Here is a 22696-nt window from a genome sequence, read left to right as displayed (position 1 = left end):
TTATAGCGAAAAAGGCGTTCACAACGAACCTTGATATGTGTTTCTCTGTTTATATTGTCTTAATCTGTGTAAAAACAATGGTTCTGGTTGAATTTCCTTTGCACTTGCAGTATCAATACAGCCAGTAAAACGGGTGCAGGAAAAAGTCACACAGCACCCCTTCGTACAGGAATTGGGATGACCACCGTATTTGCCGTAGCCGGCATAATTTTTTATCTTGCTGCCGCTTTTCTTTTGATGGGCAAGATTGTCAATCAGCAAACACCAAACAAGAAACTGGCAATGATCCTGTCTCTGGCAGGTGCGGCTGCCCATATATGCTACCTGTCACAGGCCATTGTTATTGCCCCTGGCCAGAACATGAGTATTACCAATGTATTGTCACTGGTATCCTGGCTCATCACTGTATCTATGCTTATTAGCGCATCGGTCATGCCTAATATCATTCTGCTGCCCGTGGTGTTTGGATTTTCTGCGATGACAATTGCGGCCGCTCAGGTACTGCCGGTCAGTCATATCATGCACATAGAAATGCAGCCTGGTCTGGTTATCCACATTACCCTTTCGTTATTTGCCTACGGCACGCTGGTGATCGCTTTTCTTTACGCGCTACAAATGTCGTTTATTACGTTTAAGCTGAAACAGAAAGGCGCATCTCTGCTGAATTCGCCGCTACCTCCGTTAATGCTGGTAGAGGGCATGTTGTTTAAGCTACTGCTTGTCGGCACATTCCTGCTGATTTTATCGCTGGTAAGCGGGTTCGTCTTCCTCGACAATATGTTCAGTACCATGTATGCCCATAAAACTGTCCTGTCGATAATTGCCCTGGCAGTTTATATTGTCCTGCTTACCGGTCAGCATATTTGGGGCTGGCGCGGCAAACAGGTTATCGTACTCACCGTTATTGGTTTGATGCTGCTCACACTCGCTTATTTTGGAAGCCGCTTTGTCAGAGAAATACTGCTTTAAAGGCTTCTTAATGTCTTAAAATGCAGATAAAATGCCCGAAAAGGCCAGTTATAATAAAGATTCATTAACTTACACTTGAAACCCGCTGTCTGAATAACTAAATTGGATAGTCCACACAGGTAAAGGAACCCGGATTTTTGGACGACATATCAACGAGTACGCTATTTATTGCACTTGGCGTGCTGATTTTTTTATCTGCCTATTTCTCCAGCTCTGAAACAGGCATGATGTCGATAAACCGTTATCGGCTCAAACACTTGCAAAACGAAGGTAACCGTGCAGCTTTACGGGTGCAAAAGTTACTTGAACGTCCTGACCGTCTCATCGGCCTGATCCTGATTGGTAACAACCTGGTTAATATTGCGGCGTCTTCTATCGCAACAATTATCTGCACCCGCCTGTTTGGCGATTACTGGGGATTTTTTGCAACCACATTTGGCCTTACTCTGGTCCTGCTGATATTTGCTGAGGTCACCCCGAAAACACTGGCGGCGTTGTACCCTGAAAAAGTCGCGTTCCCGAGCTCAGTCATACTGCTGCCTCTGCTATTTGTACTTTATCCGTTTGTTGCACTCATCAATTCCATCACTAACAGTATTTTGTTCCTGCTGCGTATTAACCCGACAAATGGTAACGATGACTCCCTAAGCAGGGAGGAATTACGGACGGTGGTATACGAGGCCGGCACGATGATACCGAAAAAGCACCAGGATATGCTGGTGGGTATTCTTGATTTAGAGAATGTCACCGCCGAAGATATCATGGTTCCCAGAGCAGACATTGTCGCTATCGATATCAACGATGACTGGAAGAAAATCCAGAAGCAACTTACCCATGCCCAGCACACCCGTGTACTTCTGTATCGTGACAGCATTGATGATGCCGTGGGCTTCGTGCATTGTCGTGACGCCCTTCGTCTGTTATCAAAAGATCAATTCACTAAGTCGAGTTTGCTACGCGCAGTGCGTGAAATTTACTTCACACCGGAGTCCACTCCACTACATACTCTGATGTACAAATTCCAGGCAGAAAAAGAACGTATTGCTCTGGTGGTCGATGAATACGGCGATATTATGGGCCTGGTCACGCTGGAAGATATTCTTGAAGAGATCATCGGTGACTTCACCACGTCCATGGTGCCGGATCACAGTAAAGAAGCGAACATTCAACAGGATGGCAGTGTGCTGGTAGATGGCAGTGCTAACGTGCGTGATTTAAACAAGGAAATGGACTGGAAGTTGCCTGTTGACGGCCCGAAAACCCTTAACGGTCTTATTCTGGAGTACCTGGAAGAAATTCCGGAAAATCAGGTCAGTGTGCGTCTCGCCGGTTATCCTATGGAGATCGTGGATATAAAAGACAATATGGTGAAAACCGTGCGTATCCTACCCGAATACTTCACTGAGCCGCGGGATAACGCTTCAGATATTTAATTTACTCTGATTTCTCTTTGGCCTGCGCTCTGCGGGCCAGTACCTGCGCTTTCGCCGCAGCAACTTTACCCGACAACACATTCAGTTTGCCTAGGATATCTTTTAGCTCCTCATCATCTCTGAGATCGGCTTCCGCCATATGACTCTCCAGAGATCGACGGAGCAAATCCGGAATAGATTTGGTCGTCATTAGGAATACTGCCCTGCGCAGCTGGTTACACTCTCACTAACCTGTTTATCGGTTAATAAACCAACTTCTGAAGCATTTTTTTGATTTTATTGAGAAAGCCTTAAGAATCTTTGGCTTAGGGTTATCCCTGGAAATGTGCTAGCAGTTCGCCATGCTGTTTCTGCACATTATAGCGGACGACAGCAACTGAAGCGGTGGCAAACAGGCTGTTACTGGGTATGACACACACCTCATCAAGAAAATAGCTGACAAAGGGCATGTGGCTGACCAGCAGCATACGTTCAACAGGCTGACTTCTACTCTGTGTAGCGGTGAACAGGGTGTCTACATAGTCGTGTGCGAGCTTTGGATTGCCTTCCGGAATAATGTCTTCACACAACTCCGTTTTATTAGCACTGATATCCAGACTGACCATGTCAAATGTTTGACGAGCACGACGGTAAGGACTGATCAGAGCCAGATCTATTTGCCGGTCCTGGCAGTAGTTATCAATAAGCCAGTTAGCACTGACTGATGCCTGAGCCCTTCCATAATCGGTAAGTTGCCGGCTTTTGTCATCAACCCGTAATGATTCCGCCTCACCGTGGCGCATGATAAACAATAAAATGTCGGCGTTGGAATTTTGACGTGGCATAGTTTAATGAATATGATGAAAGACTACACTGTAACCATAGCAGACCGGAAAAGACTAGCCTAGTATAAATATGTAAGACTTTAGGTGATACGGACGTGTAATCAATTCAGGAAGCGCAAGCGCCGGAAAGTTACCTTTTAAGAAATGCAGTAAAAAACATAAATAAAGAGAGCATTTTGACAACACCACTGAATCTGGAAAAAGCCACTTTCCATACGCTTCCAAATGGCCTGCGGGTCATGATTTACCAGCATGAACTGACACCCTCCACCTATGTTTCCATGTCTGTCCGTGCCGGCCATTTTTATGATCCCGAACAGTGTGAAGGTTTATCTCACCTCCTCGAGCACATGATGTTTCTTGGCAGTCGCCACTTGCCTAAGCCCAACAGCATTAATGATATGGTGGACAGTGCAGGCGGCAGTATTAACGCCTGGACCGGCACTGAGTTTGCTAATTACCATTTTCATTGCAGAAGCGCGGAACTCAAACGCATTCTTCCCGCTTTTGCAGATATGCTCAGACTCCCTTTGTTAGATAAAGACACTCTGGATAAAGAAATCAACGCTATCGAGGCGGAATTTCAATTTAAACGTAAAGATGATTTGCGCCGTCTTTATCAAATCCATAAAGAAACTGCGAATCCGGCCCATCCCTTCAGTAAATTTTCTGTAGGCAATGCCAATATTTTCCGCTCTTTACCGGAAGATGAACTGCATAAAGCGTTACATGATTATCATTGTCAGTACTACACTGCCAGCAATATGTGCCTGGCCATTTTTACCAGTGAAGATCCGGAAGATGTGCTGGAACTGACACAGCAGAGCTTCAGTGCATTCCGTCAGGGTGAAGAAGCGCCAAAAGAATGGCCGCCACTTTATAACGAAGAACAACTTGCGGTAGATATTAATATCATTCCGTTGCAAACCGCGCGGCGGATGATTGTCACCTTTGCTCTGCCCGGACTCCACCTGGATTACCGCACCAAACCGCTTAACTATTTAAGTCACCTCATCGGCGATGAAGGTGAAGGCAGCTTACTGGCCTGTCTGAAGGCTAAAAACTGGGTCACCAATCTGATAGCAGGCAGCGGGATTGAAGGCGATGACTTTAAAGATTTCAATGTCAGCTTTCAGTTAACCGAAGAAGGTCTGAACAACAGAGACAGCATACTGGAAGCCTTATTCGCATTCGTCAGGCTCATTAAAAACAGCATTGATGAGAAGTGGCGGTATCAGGAAAAAGCGCATCTTGGCGCACTGGCTTATCAGTATGAAGAGAATCCCAAGCTGCAAAGTATTGTTTGTGAATATTCCCAGCATCTGTTCACCTTTGACAGCGAAGAAATTAAGCTCTTCAGAATCATTATCGACAGTTTTGACAAGCAGAAGCTGGAACACGCACTGTCCTTTTTTACCCCCCGTACAATGCGGGTAAAAATGATTGCGCCGGACCTTCCCACAGATTCGGTGTGCCGGCACTATAACGCCCGCTATCAGATGCGCCCTTTGCCTGAGGACTTATTGCACAAGCTGGCAGAGCCGGAAGCTTACGACGGTTTACAGTTACCTCCGCCCAATCCTTATCTGGGTGATGATTATCACCTTACTATTCCGGGCGATGATTATTTACTGCCAGGAGCACTGGTCAGAGAAGAACATTTCGCATTCTGGTTTGCGCAGGACAACCAGTTCCACAGCCCGAAAGGCGATATTTATATTTCTTTCGATGCACCTGCATTTACTGACAACCTGATTGCAGTAGCGGCAAAACGTATCTGGCTCGCAGCGCTGAATGACCATTTGCAGGCGAAATATTACCGCGCAGAAATTGCCGGCCTGCATTACCGGATTTACGGGCATCAGGCTGGTTTTACCCTCCATACTCGCGGATTTTCAAATCATCAGGTCAAGCTGGCTGGTCAGCTGCTGGAAACTATCCATCAATTTATGCCTGAAGCATCCCAATTTGAGCGTCTGAAAGCCATGCAGATTCAGACCCTTGAAAATGCCCTGATGAATAAGCCTACCAACCGGTTGTTTTCACGGCTCAGCGTGATTGTTCAGCGCAACACCCAGGCGCCGGTGGAACTGCTTAAGGCAGTCCGTGAATGTTCTTTCGAAAATATGACAGACATTTGCCGGCAGGCGCTGAATAAATATTTCGTCGAGAGCTTTATGCATGGCAACTGGCCGGCAGAAGAAGCCTCAACCTTTGCAGAGCATTTAAAAGGTGCCTGTCCCGGCGCCGGTTGTCAGCCATTGTCCCGCGCTGTGACCCAATTACCTGTTGGCGAAGCCCTCTATCACGAAGTCATATGTGAACACGATGACGCGGCAGTAGTGCTTTATTTACAGGCGCCGGGAAACAGCCTGAAAGACACTGCCATGTGTATGGTGCTGGAACAAATGCTCGCCGCCCCGTTTTTCAATGTACTCAGAACAGAAAAGCAACTCGGGTACGTGGTCGGCACCGGCTATGTGCCACATAATCAGCATCCGGGTATGGCTTTCTACATTCAAAGTCCGTCTCACGAACCGGAAGTTCTGCTTAAAGAAATGACCTCCTTTCTGTTTGAGCAACTTAATGAAATTGATTTTTACCGGTTCTACTGGTCAACGATTCAAAAGAATCTGCTAAAACAGATGGAAGAGCGTGATTTATCACTGTCGATGAAATCACAGAGGCTGTGGGTAAGCCTGGGCATTCAGGATCATGGTTTTGACAGGAACAGCAAGCTTGCCGACCTGATCTGCAGACTGTCTTTTACCGATATACAGGACTACGCCAACGCGCTGGCCAAACGAAGATTGTTCGGCGAACTGGTATTGTTTGCACCCGGTAAATTCAAAGGTATCGATGTACCTCAGGACAGATTGCTCAGCGACCTGTCATCGTTCAAAAAGCAAACACCTTATTTTGACTGATTTTTCACGATAAATAGGGTGTAAACTTTAAAGTGGACAAGAATTAACCTCCTCTGTCCCCTATCCGGAAAAAAACTTGTAGATATTGGCTGATTTCGGCATATTGAACCTTCGGTTTGAATGGATGCTGCCGATAATAAACGTAATTAAAACGATAAAATAATACGGCCAAAGGTGTATTGGTGCGCTCAACCTTAATCTGGATTTTTGTCAGCTGCATTCTGCTGCCGGGGTATCTACTCTGTGCGGAGAGTAAGGCTGTATCAATCACAGACATTTACTTCCAGAATATCTCGCAAAAAGATGGTATTTCAGACCATAGCATTCTGGATATTGTTGAAGACAAGAACGGAAGCTTGTGGATTGCCACACTCACCGGCCTGCACCGTTATACCGGTTATTCAGAAGGTGCTAAACAGTATCACCCTCTAACTTCAAATCCCCGCTCTCTGCCTTCGACATGGATAAACGATCTGTTTATCGATGATAAGGGCACCCTTTGGGTAGGCACAGACCAGGGCCTGGCGAAATACAATGCCCAGACTGACGACTTTACCGTCATCGCTTTTGAAGCCAATACGTCAAAATCTAAATACATCAGAAAAATAATAGCAGACGAAAACGGTCGCTTGCTTGTCAGTACCTATGACGAAATTTATCGCCTGCAACCCGATGGGAAGGTACTGATCCCGGCTTTTCGTGGCACAAAGTTACCCGACGATATGCTGGTTATTTATAATGAAGCACACCGTTTATGGATAGGAACAAAGAACCACGGTGCTTTCATTCTGAATAAAAACAGTGATCAGATATTCCCGCTTTCAAAAGTGAATCCCTATGGTTATTCAGTTGCTCAAAACCGTGTGCATGACATCCAGGTAATCGACGGGGAATACTGGCTGGCAACAGGAGACGGAATTACAAGGATTGCCAATAACGGCGAAATCTCTTATTTGGGCAGTTCAGAAGACAACCAGCCAATTAAATTATCTACCACGTCTGCACTGACACAGGTCGGAGATATCGTCTGGATAGGCACTTTCAAAGGTCTGGCTATCTACGACCTGAGAAAAAGACAATTTATCGCAGCAGGCCAGAAAAGCGCAGAACTTACCGGCTTAACACAGAAAATAATTTTTTCTATTCAGGCAGACAGTAATGGCAGCGTGTGGGTTGGCACCTATTCAGGCTTATTCAGATACCAGCCAAAACTTAGTGCTGTCCGCACGTTTGAAAACAGAAAAGAATTTCAGAAAGCTTCCATCTCGTCAACCATTTGGGCCATCGATGAAGATGCGAATGGTGATCTATGGTTTGTCACGCAAAATGAAGGATTAGGTAAGTTTGACCGGGATCTTGGAACAATCGACTACTTTATCGAAAATTCCAAGAGTAACCTTTGGGATTTGATTATTGATGACAATGGCTACTTTTGGATTGCAAGTACTAGCGGCCTGCTAATATATGAATATCAGAACGGAAAATTCAATTTACTTACAACACTTTTCAAGAACAAGGTGTTGGAAAGCCTGTATTTTGATGGCAAATATGTTTGGTTAAGTTTGAATAATGGTGAGTTGACTTCTATACCCAGTTCAATGCTAGGTGAGGCAGAAAGTATCAGCGAACTGGAAACCCTTTCTACAGATTACCAAATTGTACAAAGTGATACTGTTGTTTTTCCTATATTCACGGACAGTGAACAGAGGCTTTGGGTATCAACACCTGATAAAATACTGGTCTTCGACCCCGTTGCCGGTGAGGTTGTCAGAGTCATTGAAGACCCGACAAATAACAGCTTCAGGGCCATGAATGTTCACTATTGGCGAAATTTCTATTGGGTCACCACTTTTTATAACGGTGTTATTAAAATTAATGCCCATAGTCTCGAGATTGAAGACCGCCAACAAGTTTTGCAGGATGCAGGAGTGACCTTCTCTGCTCAGGGTCGTGACAGTTCAGTGTGGTACACCAACAGGTTGGGTATAACGCGTGTAGATCTTTTTACTCTTGAATCCAAAGATTATATTTCAAAGGAAGCATTGGGATATAATGAGTTCAGTGAGAGTGCTGCCCTACTTACCTCTGATGAAGCACTGGTTTTTGCCGGTTCGAAAGGATTCAATATACTAACTAAAACTTTTATTGAAAGAGATTTAGTTCAGACTTCTCAAACACGTCCACCACATCTTTTTGATCTTAAAATATTTGGCTCATCTTCAATTAGCGATTTTGATGATGAAACAAAATTGACTAATACCAGCATTTTAGAAAAGTCCGGGTATTCTCTGGATTACGAACAATCCCGTTTCAGTATTACTTTTGGTCTCATTAATCCGGTAACCGCTGAAGATGTGGTTTACCGTTATCGCATGCCAGGGAATGTAGATGACTGGTTCCCGGCTGATACCAGCAGACTGGCACAATTTAATAACGTGCATTTCGGCAATTATGTCTTTGAAGTGCAGGCCAAGGAAGGGGATAAAACCTGGTCAGACAGCACCAGCTTTAAAATATCTGTTGGCCGGCCTTTCTGGTTACATAGTGCAGCACTGGTGTTTTACGCCTTTATAGCACTCTCCGTACTCTTTTACATTCTGCGCCAGTACCAGTTACGTAAGCAGGGTCAGCGGGCTATACAAGAGTCGGAAGAACGGTTGAAACTTACCCTGTGGAGTTCCGGCGACGAACTCTGGGACTGGGACGTTTACCGTGGTCAGGTTTATCGTGCTAACACATGGGGCACGCTGGATTTCCCTCAGGACAACATCCGCACGTCCAGTGCTTATGATGCCAATATTCATCCCAATGACGTCATGCGTGTTCAGGAAGCCTTAAAGGCTCACCTGGAAGGTAAATCTGAATTTTATGAGCTGGCCTACCGGGCAAAAACGTTTTCTAACTCGTGGATTTGGGTACTCGACCGCGGCAAGGTTGTGCAGCGGGACCATAATCAGCAACCCATGCGGATGACGGGTACACTGAAAAACATTCATCATCTGAAAGAAGCTGAGGAACAGTTAAACCTGTTCAAACGATCTATTGAAAATATCTCCGAAGGGGTATTCATTACCGATACCAATTTCCGCTACATCTCGGTCAATAACGCCTATTGCGGTTATACCGGAGAAAGCCGTGATCAGGCACTGGCTTCGTACATGTACTTTAACCAGTATCCGGATGCCTTTACCGAAGAAATTAAGAAAACATTGCGCACTAAAGGTAACTGGTTTGGCGAAGTCGAATCAGCCCGGGTGAACGGTGAGCGCTACGAGATGGAACTGAATATCGATGCCGTACATGATGACGATGGCCGTATCAGTCATTTTGTGGGTGTATTCTCTGACATCACATCCCGTAAGAGCACAGAAAAAGAATTGCTGAAGCTGGCGAATACCGACCCGCTGACAGAACTCCCTAACCGCTCTTTCTTCCAGGCCAGCCATCAAAACCTGGTCCGTAAAGCAGCGTCTCATACCCTGCTCTGTCTGGACATGGACAACTTTAAGAAGATTAATGATTCCCTTGGCCACCAGACCGGCGACGTGCTGATTAAGCAAATCGCCAAGCGCTTACAGCGTATTACCGGCACTACGGCAACCTGTTACCGTCTTGGCGGTGATGAATTCAGTGTTCTGATGGAAGATCAGGCAGACATCCACACTATTACCCATTATGCACAGGACATTCTGGATAACCTGTCACGGCCTTTCATTATTAATAAGCAGGAATTTGTACTTGGTGCCAGTATCGGTATCGCCTTTTATCCTGATGACGGTAAAACACCTCAGGAAATGCTGAAAAACGCAGATACCGCTATGTACTTTGCGAAAAACAATGGTGGTAATACGTATAAGTTCTTCAGTGGTGAAATGAACCAGAACGCCGTGCGCCAGTTGCAGATAGAAAACCTGATCCGTCAGGGCATAAAAGACGATCTGTTCACGGTTTATTACCAGCCTAAAGTTGATATTGCCTCGGGTAAGCTGGTGAGTATGGAAGCCCTGGTGCGCTTTGAACACCCGCAAAAGGGTATTGTCAGTCCGGGTCAGTTTATTCCGCTGGCAGAACAAACAGGGCAAATTGTTGAAATTGGTGAACAGGTACTGCGTAAGGCCTGTGCAGATACCAAACGCTGGGTCAACGCCGGCTTGTTCTCCGGCCGTGTAGCGGTGAATATTTCTGCCAAGCAGTTTGAGTTGCCAAACCTGGACGACCGGATTGAGCAAATCCTGAAGGAAGTAGGGTTATCCCCGCTCCATCTGGAGTGTGAAATTACCGAAGGCACGCTGATGGAGAATCCGGATCAGGGTCTGGAAATGATGAAGCGTCTGCGGGACCGGGGTATTCACCTGGCACTGGATGACTTCGGAACAGGCTACTCTTCTTTGGCGTATCTTAAGCGCTTCCCGCTGAATACGCTGAAAATCGATAAAGCGTTCATTGACGACATTGCAGAAAGCAGCACAGACCGGCATATGGCTGCCGCTATCATCAATATTGCCCATAATCTGGGGCTAAAAGTGGTCGCTGAAGGTGTGGAACAGGAAAAACAACTGACGATTTTACGTCGCTACGAATGTGAAATGTTACAGGGTTATTTGTATTCAAAACCACTGAATGCTGAACGATTTGAGAAATTACTTCAGGAAAATCAAAAGCTTTATAACCTCATCGGTCAGAATTCTTACTGAACTCCCCTGCGTCAAAAATAAGGCGTAGTACACATCTTAATTTATTGCAAATCTTTTTTTCTGGCACCATCAAAATTCAGTTTAAAAACAACACGTTTAAATTACTGAAAAATAAGAGTTTTAAAACTTTCATACTACTAAAGGTTTAGGTTGGCACGCATATAGCAATATCTCTGGTGCACCGGCGAGAACGGTGTTGTTTGTTCAAATAAAAAATCAGAGGATATTTATAATGTTAAAAGCAGCCGCTGTAGCACTAGCACTTTCCACAACTGCACCTGTCACTGTAGAAGAAGGCGCCAAGCCTGTTGAGAAACAAAAGGAAGCCACGACTCAGTTCCAGAAGATGAAGCCTTGCACACACCTGAATGCTTGTGATTTAGACTAATTTTGGTCTTAACACAAAAAAGTCAGAACAGTCTGACTTTTTTTATGCCTGAAATTCGCCACGGAAGGCGATACATAGCCATTTAAGGCTAAGCGGCAAACACGGGTCCACGATACCCTGCAATTTCACGCCACAGTAAGTACCGCTTCATATTAAACAGCGGGAAAAGTGCCGGCCCCAGTAATAAACCACCTACTGCCCAGCGTTTCGCATTCATTCCGGCTTTCATTGCTGCAACGTAATATCCCGCAGCACAACACCCAAACACCATTAAAGCCAGAAAAACCATCATAGGAAAAATAACCTCTTGATTAACTACGCCAAAAAATTGACTACAAAATAACCAAACCGGTTGCAGTGTACTTATTTTGACCACGAAAGCCAGTTAAAACAGCGCTTAAAACAAAAAAGTCGGGCAAAGCCCGACTTTTTAACACTATTAAAACATTAGTAAAACGTTTTGTTTTCTTTTGCCATTTCCTGTAAACATTCAGCCGGCGTGAATTTCGGATCAACACTGCCCGCAAGTTGCGTCAGCTTGTTGACTACGGTATCCAGTCCCAATGTGTCCATGTAGCGGAAAGGCCCTCCGAGGAATGGCGGAAAGCCGATACCGAAGATTGCCCCGATATCGCCGTCGCGGGCATTGCGTATCACCCCTTCGTCCAGACAACGTGCAGCTTCATTCAGCATCATCAGTACACAGCGTTCCGCGATGGCCCTTTCGCTGAGTTTCTTCGACGGGGTCACACCAAGCACGGCGTAAATGGAATCATCCACTTCCTTACCGGGTTTCTTACCTTCGTACAAATAAAAGCCTTTACCATTCTTTTTCCCTTTACGGTCATCGGCCAGCACTTTGTCAAATGCCGCAGGCGCCTCGAAGCGGCTGCCAAACTGTTCAACCAAAAATGGGATAATCTTGGTCCCGACATCAATGCCGACTTCATCCAGTAACTTAACCGGCCCCACAGGAAAGCCAAATTTCACCAGTGACTTGTCGATATACTCCACCGGCTCACCAGCCAGCAGTAAACAGGCCGCTTCATTCATATAAGGAGCAAGAATACGGTTCACATAGAACCCTGCCCCGTCCTTCACCACTACCGGGGTTTTCCCCTGCTTGCGGGCAAACTCTACTGTGGTTGAAATAGTCTCGTCTGACGTTTTGTCATGAGCGATAACTTCCGCCAGCGGCATTTTGTCTACCGGAGAGAAGTAATGCAGGCCAATAACATTCTCCGGCCGTTGTGCCTTCGCAGCAATGTCAGTGATCGGAATGGAGGATGTATTTGAAGCGAAAATCGTTTCAGCTTTGCAGTTGGCTTCAACATCAGCCACCATCTGTTGCTTCAGAGCAAGATCTTCAAATACCGCTTCAATCACAATATCAGCGTCCTGAAAACCACGGTAGTCAAGACTTCCGGTGAGTAAGGAAAGCTGTTTTTGCATCTCACTTTTCAGCATGAAGCGCTTTTTCACTTTCTTGTTAAGAATGTCGTAGCTGTACTTCATCGCATTGGCGATACCTTCCTCACGAACATCTTTGATCCGTGCAGGGACACCGGCTTTGGTTGCCGTGACATAAGCAATACCACCGCCCATCAGGCCACCGCCGAGCACACCGGTTTTATGCACTTTGGCAGGCTTTACGCCTTCCACACCATGTTCTTTCTTCATCTCTGTGGTGGCAAAGAAAATTTGACGTAACTGGAATGACTCCGGTGTCATCACCAGCTTGCCGAAGGCATCAGCTTCTGCATTAAGTCCGGCTTTCATACCGTCATTCAGACCGGTTTCAATGACATCAATGATCATCGCCGGTGCCGGATAGTTGCCTTTTGTTTTCGCAAAAGTTTGCTCTCTGGCTTTCTTAAACAAAAGATTACGGCCGAAACGATTTTGCTCCAGCGCTTTATTCACCAGGCCTTTTTGCGGGGCATCACGGTGTGGCTTTGCTTTAAGCGCAAATTGTTCAGCCACATCAAGCAGCACACTTTGCGGTACCATGTCATCAACAATCCCATACTTCTTCGCCTGCTTAGCACGGGCCGGCGCGCCGGTGAGCATCATTTTCATTGCCTGCTGTACACCAATCAGGCGCGGTAACCGCTGGGTTCCGCCACTGCCGGGCAGCAAGCCTAACTGAACTTCTGGCAAGCCCAACTGTGTCTTTGGTGAATCGGTACAAATACGATAATGGCAAGCCAGTGCCAGTTCCAGTCCACCACCCAGCGCAGGGCCATGAATAGCGGCAACAAAAGTAGCTTTCATATTCTCAATGCGATCAAACACAGCCTGACCACCGGCCGCCAGCGCTCTGGCATCAGCCTCGGTTTCACAGGCTGCAAGCATAGTGATGTCAGCCCCTGCAACGAAGGAAGAAGGCTTTCCGCTTGTCAGCACAACACCTTTAATACTGCTGTCGCTCTCGATTTCATCCAGTACCGCAGAAATTTCGTCTCCGAAAGCCGCTTTCAGCGTATTCATTGACTCGCCCGGGACATCCATCGTCAGAATGGCAACACCATTGTCCTGTCTTGTGAGGGTAAATGCTTTGGCAGATGAATCACTCATAACCACGTCCTGATTTTCCTGTTCGCTCATTATTCTGTCTCCACAATCATGGCTGCGCCTAAACCACCGGCAGCACATGCGGTCAACAATCCGCTTCCGCCGCCACGGCGCTGTAATTCATTCAGCATCTGGGTGATCATCCGGGTGCCGGTAGCAGCAAAGGGGTGACCATAGGCGATAGAGCTGCCCATCACGTTAAATTTGTCCATGTCGATTTCACCGGTAGCTTTATCACGACCCAGTTTTTCTTTTGCAAATTTGTCGCTGGCAAACATTTTCACATTGGCCAGTGTCTGGGCTGCAAATGCCTCGTGCATTTCAATCAAAGTGAGGTCGTTCAGCGTCATACCGGCTCTGTCCAGCGCCATTGGCGTGGCATAAGATGGTCCCATCAGCATGTCTTCCCACACATCAATAGCTGCGAAGGCATAGCTGCGGATGTAGCCTAACGGGGTATAACCCAGTGCTTTAGCTTTGCTTTCCGTCATCATCAATACTGCAGATGCACCATCAGTCAGCGGCGTTGCGTTAGCGGCCGTCACAGAGCCGTATTTCTTATCAAATACAGGGCGCAGTTTGGCGTAGCCTTCCACCTTTGAGTCAAAACGAACATTGTTATCTTTACCCAGCGCGCCTTTGAACGGCTCTGCATAGGCCGTCATTACCTCATTATCCAGCTTACCTTCATTCCAGCTTGCTGCCGCCAGAGAATGAGAACGGTGTGCCAGTTCATCCTGAGACTGTCGTGAGATACCGTGAGTCTTGGCCATCTGCTCTGCTGTCTGCCCCATGGACAAGCCTGTGGAATATTCTGCAACTGCAGGCGGCACAGGCATTAAATCTTTTAATCCCAGCTTTCTAACAATCGCCCACTTCTGACCGACTGTCTTTGCCTTTTGCAGATCCACCAGTGCACGGGCAAGTTTTTTCGACACGCCAATTGGTGATACAGATGTTGAATCGGCACCACCGGCAATACCAACTTCTACGGTACCGGCCATCATGCTCTCTGCAATGTTAACCGTGCTTTGAAAGCTGGTAGCGCAGGCACGGGACACACTATAAGCGTCGGTGTGCACATTCATGCCAGTACCCAGAACGATCTCGCGGGCAATGTTTGGCGCTTCCGGCATTTGCACAACTTGTCCGTACACCACCTGGTCCACCAGCTCTGGTGATACGCCATTACGGATGAGCAGTTCATTGACCACCATCTTGCCCAGATCAACGGCGGGCACACCGTGGAAATACGTTGCCATTTTCGCGAATGGCGTACGTAATCCTGCGACTATCGCGATTCTGTCACCGTTACGGGTTGTGACTGATTGTTTAGCTGTCATGTTGCACCTGAATTAAATGACCCTAAGTGGTCAGACCTGTAAAGAGTTAGATTTTTACAAACAATGAACAAAATAGCAAATTTCCCCTGCAGGCAGTTCATCCTGAAAAATTGCCAGCTTATCCAAGAGCCTGAAACTAATGTAGTTTAAGAACATCACAAAGCCCATTAACGGCTATACAATAAATTTACGCCGGTGGCTTGAAGCGCAGGATTCGGGCCTTATTATGTATAAGTACTCATCCGGCTATGTAAAAGATTGCATTGCGTTGTCTGCCCTGACGGTTCATTTGCAAGGTTGCACAGAACACAGGTACAACTGAGTGATCAGGTAGCCGGTCAACGTAATTGTGCGCTGGTTTCAAAAAATAAAAGTGGATTAAATCACTATGTCTGCAGAGCAGTTTCAACAACTTCATACTTATTTAGACTCCCAGATTATTGGTCAGAGTGAACTGACGAAAAGCCTGTTGATTGCGCTTTTAGCCGATGGACATATGCTGGTTGAAGGCCCGCCGGGGCTGGCAAAAACCCGGGCGATTAATGCACTTGCTCATGGTATTGACGGCGACTTCCACCGTGTTCAGTTTACCCCTGACCTGTTACCGGCAGATTTAACCGGGACAGACATTTATCGTCCTGAGACCGGTGAGTTTGTATTTCAGCAGGGCCCCCTTTTCCATAACCTGGTACTGGCTGACGAAATTAACCGGGCGCCTGCCAAAGTGCAGTCTGCGCTGTTAGAAGCCATGGCCGAACGTCAAATTACAGTAGGAAATAAAACTTATGCGTTACCGCCTCTGTTCCTTGTCATGGCCACACAAAACCCCCTCGAGCAGGAAGGGACCTACCCGTTGCCGGAAGCTCAACTTGACCGCTTCCTGATGCACGTGAGTATTGATTACCCTGGCGCTGATACTGAGCTGTCGATTCTGCGTCTAACCCGGGATGAAGAGCTGAAAAAAGCCACCGTTGCTCCACCTTCTCTGAGTCAGCAGGATATATTCACTGCCAGAAATGCTGCCTTGTCTTTACATATGGCACCGGAACTGGAGCAGTACCTGGTTCAGATCGTTATGGCGACCCGGACGCCTGAAGCGTTTGATGCAAAAATGGCCAACTGGATAGAATTTGGCGTAAGCCCGCGGGCCACCATTGCCCTTGACCGCTGTGCCCGTGCCCACGCGTGGCTGGCCGGACGTGATTTCGTCGGGCCGGATGACATTCAGGCTGTGGCACATAATGTGTTACGTCACCGGATTATTTTGTCCTACGAAGCCGAAGCGGAAGGCATTACTGTGGATCAGGTACTGGACAACATTTTAAACCTGGTGGCAGTACCTTAAGCTGATGAACGCCGTACATGATACGCTGGCGGCACTGAAAAGCGACGGAGTAAACCTGTCGCTGAGTGAGTTGATCCGTTACCAGCAACTAACCAAACTGCTAAATCTGAAACCTGCTACACCGCCCAGGGCGCTGATGTCCGGTGGTTACCTGAGCCGGCACAAAGGCAGAGGCATGGAGTTTGATGAAGCCAGGCATTACCAGCCGGGCGACGATATCCGTGCAATCGACTGGCGGGTCACCGCCCGCACAGGCAAAACCCACACGAAAATATACCGTGAAGAGCGGGAACGGCCGGTATTTATTTTATGCGATTTAACCGCCGGCATGCAGTTTGGTAGTCAGTTGCTGCTGAAATCTGTTCAGGCTGCCCATATCGCCGCCCTGCTGAGCTGGTCTGCCGCCGCAAGGGGCGATAAAGTCGGTGCATTTATTTTTAACGACACCATGCACCGGGAATGTAAGCCGCTTTCCCGTCAGCGTGCTGTGTTATCTCTGTGTCACGAGTTGATCCGCGTGCAACAGGGGGCCGCTCAAAAAGACGTACAGACGTCACAGGCATTTTCAGATGCCTGCCTCAGGCTACGCCGTTTAGCCAGACCGGGCAGCCTGGTTTATTTAATTTCCGATTTTGAAAACCTGCAGCAAGCCGCAGAACAGCCCCTCAGTCATCTCGCCAGACATTGCGACGTACATGCTATCCGCGTAGGCGATCCCATGGATACCCATCTGCCCGACGTAGCGGTATCTCAGCAAGTCAGCGTGACCAATGGCGCAGATGAACAAAGCTGGCTGCTGGGCGATAAGTCTCTGGGTAAAAAATACAGTCAGTGGCGGGGAGAAGTAAGAACGAGTATTGAAAGGTTCTTCCAGTCGAAGATGATCAAATTCAGCCAGGTTTCCGCCGGTTTACCCCTGGAGCAACAGCTTGAAATGCTGGGGAGGCAGCCACGATGACACCTACTGCCGGACAAAATCCGTTAGATCAGTTAAAAGCTATTCACACACCGGCTGAAGTCAGCGCGTGGCCGCTTGCCTGGGGTTGGTGGGCGCTGATTGCTGCTGTACTTATTATTCTTATCAGTGCCGTCATCATGTGGCGGAAACACCGCAGGTTTAACGGTGCGAAACGGGAAGCCCTCACCCTCCTTGCCAGCACAGATACGCAAGTAAGCACTGCCCCGGCAAATATCAATGCCATCCTGAAGCGGGTCAGCCGTCACTATGATGAAAAGGCAATGGCTTCATCCGGGTCGGGAGAAGAATGGCAGCACTACTTAACGTCAGCCCTGCCCGAAAAAGAACGCACATCATTTACCGCAGGATTTTCACCGGCGAACAGTAACATGTACCGTCCGCAAGGCGTCACACCGGAACAGGCAGAAGCAATGAAATCCGCTGCCCTGTTATGGGTGCGAAAAGCGCGTATTTATACCTTTTCTTTACGCAGTTCTGTAAAGGAGTCAGCCCGCAATGTTTGAATTTGCATGGTGGTGGGCATGGTTCGCCCTTCCGTTACCTTTATTATTTATGTTGCTTCCGGCACAGCCACGCTCTCAGGGCGCGGCACTTAAAGTGCCCGCATTAATTCCGGGTAACGAAAGCGCTGTGAATAAACACGGCCGCTCCCGGTGGCTGACGCTCATTGCCATCATAAGCTGGGTTTTACTGGTCTGCGCCGCTGCCCGCCCCCAATGGCTGGGCGAACCAGTGAGTATCCCGAATGAAGGCAGGGAATTAATGCTCGCGGTGGACTTGTCCGGCAGTATGAAAATTGATGATATGGAAGTTAACGGCCGTCAGGTGAACCGCCTGGTCATGATAAAATCTGTCCTCCACGATTTTATTGAACGCCGTGTCGGCGACCGTCTCGGTTTAATTCTGTTTGCAGACACCGCTTACCTTCAGGCACCGCTTACCTACGACCGTCAGACCGTTGCTACCCTGCTGGATGAATCTGTCATTGGTCTGGTCGGGGAGCAAACGGCTATCGGCGATGCTATTGGCCTTGCTGTAAAACGTTTTAAAAAACGTGAAGACTCCAACAAAGTGGTTATTCTGCTGACCGATGGTCAGAATACGGCAGGAAATATCACACCGGAGCAGGCTAAAGAACTGGCAATTGAAAGTGGCGCGACAGTGTATACCATTGGCGTAGGGGCAGATAAAATGCTCATCCGCAGCTTTTTTGGTAGCCGTCAGGTCAACCCTTCTCAGGAACTGGATGAAGATATGCTCACCGATCTTGCGGAATCTACCGGTGGTCAGTATTTCCGTGCCCGCAATGTACAGGAACTGAACAGTATTTATGAGACGCTGGACAAACTTGAGCCCGTCGAAGGGGAAGCAAGAAAACTCCGTCCACGTACTGCCCTGTTCTTTTATCCCTTATCGCTGGCCTTACTGTTAACAGTATTACCGGCACTGCTATATTGCTTTAAAAATATCTGGTACCGGGTAAACGGCCGTACACGCGCAGGAGGACAAGCATGAATTTTCCTGTTCACGATTTTCATTTTCTCCGCCCGGAATGGTTTGCCGCCCTGCTCCCCCTGTGTCTGCTGATAATGCTTATCAGGCAATATCGTCGCAGTCAGTCAGGCTGGCAAAGTGTTATTCCATCTCACCTGTATAAGCATCTGATTGCCGGCAAAGCCGTTGCAGGAAAGCAGGCTCCGCTCAGTCTTCTTGCTTTGTGCTGGTTTATCTGTGTGGTTGCCCTTGCAGGACCGGTTTGGGAGCGTTTGCCCCAGCCTGTTTTTCAGGTGCAGGAAGGCCATGTGGTGGTCATTGATATGTCGCTGTCGATGCGCGCAACCGATGTGTCGCCGGACAGATTAACCCGTGCCAAATATAAAGCGATTGATCTGATAAACAGCATTGATGAAGGCGAAACGGGACTGGTCGCCTACGCCGGTGATGCATTCACTATCAGTCCGCTGACTGCGGATGCCGGCAACCTGGTTGCCCTGTTACCCGGTTTAAGCCCTGAGATTATGCCTGTCGCCGGCAGTGATCCTTACCGGGGCATTCAGGAAGCGGCAGATTTGCTGCAAAACGCCGGCTATCAGCAAGGGAATATCTACTGGCTGACCGACGGTATTACCCTGCCACAGGCTCAGGATCTGCGCTCTCTTATCAGTGAACTGCCTTATACGGTCAATATTTTAGGCGTAGGCACGGAAGAAGGTGCGCCAATCCGTCAGCTTGACGGGCAGTTATTAAAAGATCAGCGCGGTCAGATTGTTATCCCCAAACTACGGGGTCAGCAACTGCAAAATCTCGCCAGTGCATCAGGCGGTGCGTACAGCAAGCTGTCTGCAGGCGACGGTGATATTAAACGTCTTACAGGCCGGAATTTACTGCACAACAACGCAGAAGAAACCGGAGAACAAACGTCTCAGGATGGCGATCAGTGGGCAGAGCTGGGCCCCTGGCTGTTGTTGATGATTTTACCCGTTGCCGCTTACGCTTTCCGTCGCGGAGTTGTACTCACCCTATTACTGGTTCCATTGCTTGCAGCCACGCCGCAACCGGTCTTTGCACAGGCCAGCGGGCCGGCCACAGACGGGGAACCGGAAGCAGAGACTCCTGTAATCACCTGGTATGAAACGCCGTTTCTGAATGCCGACCAGCAGGGAGAAAAGGAATACGACGCTGGCAATTTTAGTACCGCTGCTGATACCTTCAAATCAGCAGAATGGCAAGGCGCTGCAGCTTACGAGTCCGGTAATTATGAACAGGCGCTGGATGCATTTTCCCGCTCAGACAGTACAGATGCCGTGTACAACCAGGGCAATGCGCTGGCGCAACTGGGGAAGCTGGATGACGCCATTGCCCGTTACGATGAAGTATTAAAGCGGGATCCGGAGCATGCTGATGCGAAAGCCAATAAAGCCCTGCTTGAGCAAATGAAACAGGAGCAGGAAAAGCAACAGCAGGAGCAGCAAAACCAGCAACAAAATCAGGACCAGCAGGATCAGAACGGGGATAACCAGCAGCCTCAGGACGGCCAGCAGGGTCAGAATGATGAGAATAACGGCAGCGACGAACAGCAACAGAACGATCAGTCACAATCTTCCGGTGACCAGCAACAGCAAGGCGGTGAAGGAGAAGATCAACAGAGCGAAAATCGCGATGAAGAGTCTCAGTCGCCCGGCCAGGAACAGCAGAATGAACAAGCTGACGGTCAGGAAGAGGAAAGCAAAGAAAGTGAGTCACAGTCTCCTGCACAGGCAGAAGAAGGTGAACAGCAACAGCAAAATCAGTCAGCGCAGGCTCAGACCGGCGAACTGACAGACGAAGAAAAAGAAAAAATGCAACGTTTGGATAATTTGATGAAGAAGATCCCTGATGATCCTGCATTTCTGCTTAAACGCAAAATGCAACTTGAAGCACAACAACGACGTCGTCAGGGACCGCCATCAAACCGGAGCGAGTGGTAATGAAACAATCTCTCTTTTCAATCTTCCTCTTTCTGTGCCTGGCACATCCGGCCCTGGCTGACGTCACCCGGGTTGAAGCAACCATTGATAAAAACCCGGTGATGGTGGACGAAGCGATACAATTAACTGTCACCGCTCAGGGCGATCCTGCCAGAGAAGCGTTCGACAGCTCCCCCTTACTGAAAGACTTTGTGGTTGGCCGCACATCGGTGAGTACACAAACACGTATTATCAATTTTGATAAAGAAGAAACCGTTACCTGGACGACTACTCTGTTTCCCCGTGGTGAAGGTAACTTTACGATTCCTGCGCTGACTGTAGAAGGAAAACAAACAAAACCTTTGACGGTAAACGTGATTCCGGTACAAGCCGGTCAGGATGAACCCGCCAGAGATTATTATCTGACGACGGATGTGGACACCAGTGAGGTCTATCTTCACCAGCAGTTACTTTACACTGCCAAATTATATCTGGCGTCCAATATTGAACGTGGCAGCCTGCAGGCACCGGAACTTAAAGATGCGCAAATTCAGCAATTAGGTGACGACAAGCAATATTCTGATATTGTGAACGGTAAGCGGTATCAGGTTATTGAGCGTACGTTTGCAATTGTGCCGCAAAGCTCAGGCGAATTTACTATTAAGGGACCGGTATTCGCCGGTGAAGTTCTGGCTCAGGATCCGAATACCCGCTTTGGTTTCTTCAACCGCACAAAGCAAATCAACCGCCTCGGTCCGGATATTACTATTCACGTTAAGCCCGTGCCTGCTGATATTGATTACCACTGGTTACCCAGCGAATATGTGTCACTGAACGAAGAGTGGCCGCAACAATCGTCTTTTACTGTAGGTGAACCGGTTACCCGCACTATCACCCTGACAGCAATGGGTGTAGTGGAAGAGCAGTTACCTGAACTACCTCAGATGTATCCGCCCGGATTCAAGCTCTACCCTGACCAGGCCAGTACGGCTACCGTAAACAAAAACAATACGCTCATCGCCCAGCGGGTCGAGACACTGGCGATGATCCCCACTCAGGCCGGCGACTTCATTCTACCTGAGGTAACTGTGCCCTGGTTTAATGTGCTGACCGGTAAAACGGAAACTGCCCGGTTACCGGCGAAGAAAATTACCGTAGCGCCGGCTTCAGCAACGGCAACGCCAGTTCAGTCTGCACCGCTTACTCAGGCGCAATCTGATAATACAGCCCTGCCCGCCCCCGCTACACAGCCGGATATACCGCAAGGTGCTCAAGGAACGGTGCCGCAATCTGCACCGGCAGAAAGTAACGATACCCTGCTGTGGATTGTCTGTGCATTATGGATAGTGACGCTTGCCGGCTGGATTTTTACTGTTATTTACTTCAGACGTCGTCCGGTGATGCAAGGTGAAAAGCCATCAGATGGGCGCGGCTCTGCAGGCAATGACGAAAAGCAGGCGTTTAATACGCTGCAAAAAGTCATTCAGTCCGGTGCACCGGGAGAGGTACAAAAAGCGCTCAGACAGTGGGCATTTCTGGCTGGCAAACAACATAGTCCCGCCGTGCCGGCAGACATTTATCTCAGAAAATCCGGTCTTCAACCGCAAATTGATGCCATGTTATCGAGTCAATATAGCGATAAACCACAACAATGGGATAGAAAGGCACTGTTACAGAGTATTCAGGCCATCAGGCAACAGAACACGAAGCAGAGCAATTCAGCGCTGCCACCTCTGTATCCGGAAGGCCAGTCATCCTGATCTCTGCGTCTTCC

General features: G+C 48.1%; 16 protein-coding genes. 11 read left to right on the top strand and 5 right to left on the bottom strand.

Annotated elements, in window-relative coordinates; translation table 11 throughout:
- The first annotated feature begins 177 nt into the window (after positions 1–177).
- Positions 178–969: a cytochrome C assembly family protein gene (locus ACXAGR_RS14790; protein ID WP_474844775.1), complete on the top strand. Its 792-nt coding sequence runs from the start codon at positions 178–180 to the stop codon at positions 967–969.
- Between the two features lie 137 nt (positions 970–1106).
- Positions 1107–2402 carry an HlyC/CorC family transporter gene (locus tag ACXAGR_RS14785; protein WP_474844774.1) on the top strand — a complete coding sequence of 432 codons (1296 nt, stop codon included), beginning with the start codon at positions 1107–1109 and terminating at the stop codon, positions 2400–2402.
- A 1-nt stretch (position 2403) separates the two neighbouring features.
- On the opposite strand, the gene ACXAGR_RS14780 is transcribed toward ACXAGR_RS14785, so the two are convergent.
- Positions 2404–2592, bottom strand: coding sequence for a hypothetical protein (locus ACXAGR_RS14780; RefSeq protein WP_119500773.1), 189 nt, complete (start codon positions 2590–2592; stop codon positions 2404–2406).
- A 121-nt stretch (positions 2593–2713) separates the two neighbouring features.
- Positions 2714–3226, bottom strand: a complete 513-nt coding sequence (sixA, locus tag ACXAGR_RS14775; RefSeq protein ID WP_474851116.1) for a phosphohistidine phosphatase SixA — start codon at positions 3224–3226, stop codon at positions 2714–2716.
- A 176-nt stretch (positions 3227–3402) separates the two neighbouring features.
- Between sixA and ACXAGR_RS14770 the strand changes: the two genes are divergently transcribed.
- The 3 genes from ACXAGR_RS14770 to ACXAGR_RS14760 all read left to right on the top strand — a co-directional run bounded on the left by ACXAGR_RS14770 (position 3403) and on the right by ACXAGR_RS14760 (position 11235).
- Complete coding sequence (locus ACXAGR_RS14770) at positions 3403–6153, top strand: insulinase family protein (RefSeq protein WP_474844772.1); 2751 nt, start codon at positions 3403–3405, stop codon at positions 6151–6153.
- A 182-nt stretch (positions 6154–6335) separates the two neighbouring features.
- On the top strand, positions 6336–10847 hold the full coding sequence (locus ACXAGR_RS14765; RefSeq protein WP_474851115.1) for an EAL domain-containing protein: 4512 nt from the start codon (positions 6336–6338) through the stop codon (positions 10845–10847).
- Positions 10848–11079: 232 nt separating this feature from the next.
- Positions 11080–11235, top strand: a complete 156-nt coding sequence (locus tag ACXAGR_RS14760) for a hypothetical protein (protein ID WP_474851114.1) — start codon at positions 11080–11082, stop codon at positions 11233–11235.
- Positions 11236–11323: 88 nt separating this feature from the next.
- Here ACXAGR_RS14760 and ACXAGR_RS14755 read toward each other — a convergent pair whose 3' ends face one another.
- The 3 genes from ACXAGR_RS14755 to fadI all read right to left on the bottom strand — a co-directional run bounded on the left by ACXAGR_RS14755 (position 11324) and on the right by fadI (position 15152).
- Positions 11324–11527 carry a hypothetical protein gene (locus ACXAGR_RS14755; RefSeq protein WP_303575013.1) on the bottom strand — a complete coding sequence of 68 codons (204 nt, stop codon included), beginning with the start codon at positions 11525–11527 and terminating at the stop codon, positions 11324–11326.
- Between the two features lie 155 nt (positions 11528–11682).
- A complete protein-coding gene (gene fadJ, locus ACXAGR_RS14750) occupies positions 11683–13842 on the bottom strand; it encodes a fatty acid oxidation complex subunit alpha FadJ (RefSeq protein WP_474851113.1) in 2160 nt (719 codons plus the stop codon).
- Positions 13842–15152: an acetyl-CoA C-acyltransferase FadI gene (gene fadI / locus ACXAGR_RS14745; RefSeq protein ID WP_474844768.1), complete on the bottom strand. Its 1311-nt coding sequence runs from the start codon at positions 15150–15152 to the stop codon at positions 13842–13844. The genes fadJ and fadI overlap by 1 nt, the downstream gene beginning before the upstream one ends.
- Before the next feature lie 388 nt (positions 15153–15540).
- On the opposite strand from fadI, the gene ACXAGR_RS14740 reads away from it, so the two are divergent.
- From ACXAGR_RS14740 to ACXAGR_RS14715, 6 genes are read left to right on the top strand one after another with little or no spacing between them, the layout of a single operon-like run.
- A complete protein-coding gene (locus tag ACXAGR_RS14740; protein ID WP_303575015.1) occupies positions 15541–16497 on the top strand; it encodes an AAA family ATPase in 957 nt (318 codons plus the stop codon).
- A 4-nt stretch (positions 16498–16501) separates the two neighbouring features.
- Positions 16502–17455, top strand: coding sequence for a DUF58 domain-containing protein (locus ACXAGR_RS14735; protein WP_474851112.1), 954 nt, complete (start codon positions 16502–16504; stop codon positions 17453–17455).
- Entirely contained in the window at positions 17452–17979 is a 528-nt protein-coding gene (locus ACXAGR_RS14730) for a DUF4381 domain-containing protein (protein WP_474851111.1), read from the top strand. The genes ACXAGR_RS14735 and ACXAGR_RS14730 overlap by 4 nt, the downstream gene beginning before the upstream one ends.
- On the top strand, positions 17972–18991 hold the full coding sequence (locus ACXAGR_RS14725; protein ID WP_474851110.1) for a vWA domain-containing protein: 1020 nt from the start codon (positions 17972–17974) through the stop codon (positions 18989–18991). Before ACXAGR_RS14730 ends, ACXAGR_RS14725 begins: the two co-directional genes overlap by 8 nt.
- The gene (locus ACXAGR_RS14720) at positions 18988–20943 is read left to right on the top strand and encodes a vWA domain-containing protein (protein WP_474851109.1); all 1956 of its coding nucleotides are present in this window, start codon (positions 18988–18990) and stop codon (positions 20941–20943) included. Before ACXAGR_RS14725 ends, ACXAGR_RS14720 begins: the two co-directional genes overlap by 4 nt.
- On the top strand, positions 20943–22682 hold the full coding sequence (locus ACXAGR_RS14715; protein WP_474844763.1) for a BatD family protein: 1740 nt from the start codon (positions 20943–20945) through the stop codon (positions 22680–22682). The genes ACXAGR_RS14720 and ACXAGR_RS14715 overlap by 1 nt, the downstream gene beginning before the upstream one ends.
- Positions 22683–22696 lie beyond the last annotated feature (14 nt).

The organism is Alteromonas sp. ABH4_457 (genome assembly GCF_056160625.1).
Note: the sequence above shows the minus strand (reverse complement) of the source record. Positions and strands in the feature narration are given on the sequence as shown.